A 1,808-nucleotide genomic window follows, 5' to 3' on the forward strand; every position below is an offset into this window, starting at 1 on the left:
TTGCCTATTGCCTATTGCCTATTGCCTATTGCCTATTGCCTATTGCCTGTTCCCTATTCCCTATTCCCTGTTCCCTATTCCCTGTTCCCTGCTCCGAAGTCCCTGCTCCGAAGTCCCTAAAAATATGTACCTCACCAAATTTTAAAAAAACTATCCTGAACAAGTCCTAATTAATCCATGGGCAAGTCCCGCAGGAAGTAAAAGCAATCACTTTTACTATCCGTGCCCTTGATTCGCCCCAAGTAGCCAGTTAAGGGAGAAGAAAGCTCAATCAATATTTCGTGTAGTTCTGGCTGAGTCAAGGACTCGGGTGGATTGGAGAAGTTATAGGCTCCATCGATCATCTCTACTCCCACCGTGTGATTATCTCTATTGTCAATCAGCTTTTTCACCAGGTGGACAATATGCGATCGCAATTTCAGTTTTTCAGAAACATGATTAATATATTTCTCAACTTCCTGATCAGCTTGACCAGGTATCAAGTAATTCTTTAGTATAATTAAATCAACGGAATTGGGATACTGGCTTTGGAGTTTCACCAGCTTCTCAAGAGTTTCAGGATTAATAATTGCCATACCATGTACAATAGCTGCATCCATAAGTTGTTTAGTCGGCTCACCAGGGCCAATGATTAACTTAGCCGTTTTATTAAGTAGTTCTTGATTGTTTAAACGTAACGTTCCTAAATTCAACAGTTGTACTGCCGTATCGTTAGGAATTTTTTTTCCAGCCTTGCACTCACCCACCAAGGGATAAGGTTTTGAGCAGTATAAATCTAAGCCACCAGCACCACCTTTGTGAGCATGGTCGATGGTAAATCCGAGAAACTTAAGGCTATCACGAACAATAATTTCAAAATCTGTTCCAGCTTGATAATTAGTTTTACCTTGATCGAGTTCTTTGCTGCGATTTCCTAATGCTGCTATGGTATTTATCCAAGCTACATCTGGATTAGATGACCTTAATTGCTTGTTGCTACTCCAGCCTATAAATTTTTTTATCTCTTCGTCAAGGGCTTCAGCCGCTGGGTTAGTAATCGCCAGGCTAGCGATTTGGCTCTGTAATTCTTCCAATTCCGGATACAGTGGCGGGAGTCGATTTTCTAGTTGGTGTCGGCGTTGGCTGAAAATGCGATCGCTTAATACTGGCCAATCGTCAGTAACCCTAATATTATCACCTAAACTAACAAACTTCCCAAGGGGCTGACTAGTATTACTTCTAGCTACTTCAATCACTTTAGGAAACTGATAGACCCGCAAGTAAGCCAGGAAAATACGCTGCTGTTTCTCAAGTCTTGCTTGTAATCCTGCTGCTGTCCATACCGTTAACGGTGATAAGTTCTCCAAGGATTCAGTTTTCTTCAGGTGTTGGCAAAGTTCACACCTAGCCCAAGCCTTAATTAAAACTGTCTCAGAATTCGGTGCTGTTAGACTTTTTTTAGCTATTTCTATAAAACTAGGGCGATAATAGTGCTCAAGAGACAGGGTATTACCTGATAGTGTATTACTTGATAGTGTATTACTTGATAGTGTATTACTTGATAGTGTAGACGACGGATATAGGACAAATTTACGTCCTGGATTGATAAATAAGTGAGGTATAGCAGCAATCATTCGCCCTTGGATTAAGGCTTCGATATCTGGTGCCGGTAAAAGTAGGGCTATTGAAATTCTATCTTGCTGACTCATTATCTTACTGACTCATTAGTAAATATCTAGATCACTTACTATCAATTAATCTCATCCCTGGCTTCAACTGTGTAACTCCTGTTAACTCTAGCAGTTAAACATAAAAATTATATATCGTAA

Annotated in this window: 1 protein-coding gene; it reads right to left on the reverse strand. The window is 40.3% G+C overall.

Going from position 1 to position 1,808, the window contains the following annotated elements; all coding sequences use genetic code 11:
- Positions 1-170: 170 nt before the first annotated feature.
- Positions 171-1,688 (reverse strand): DUF1802 family protein, encoded by a 1,518-nt coding sequence (locus tag F6J99_RS44740; RefSeq protein WP_293123817.1) that lies wholly within the window; start codon positions 1,686-1,688, stop codon positions 171-173.
- Positions 1,689-1,808: the final 120 nt, after the last annotated feature.

Origin of the sequence: Moorena sp. SIO4G3 (genome assembly GCF_010692305.1) — a bacterium.
Taxonomy (GTDB): Bacteria; Cyanobacteriota; Cyanobacteriia; order Cyanobacteriales; family Coleofasciculaceae; genus Moorena; species Moorena producens_A.

What these genes read in the sequence shown, in the direction of transcription:
- F6J99_RS44740 (WP_293123817.1), bottom strand. Translation starts at nt 1,688, where the DNA reads ATGAGTCAGCAAGATAGAATTTCAATAGCCCTACTTTTACCGGCACCA.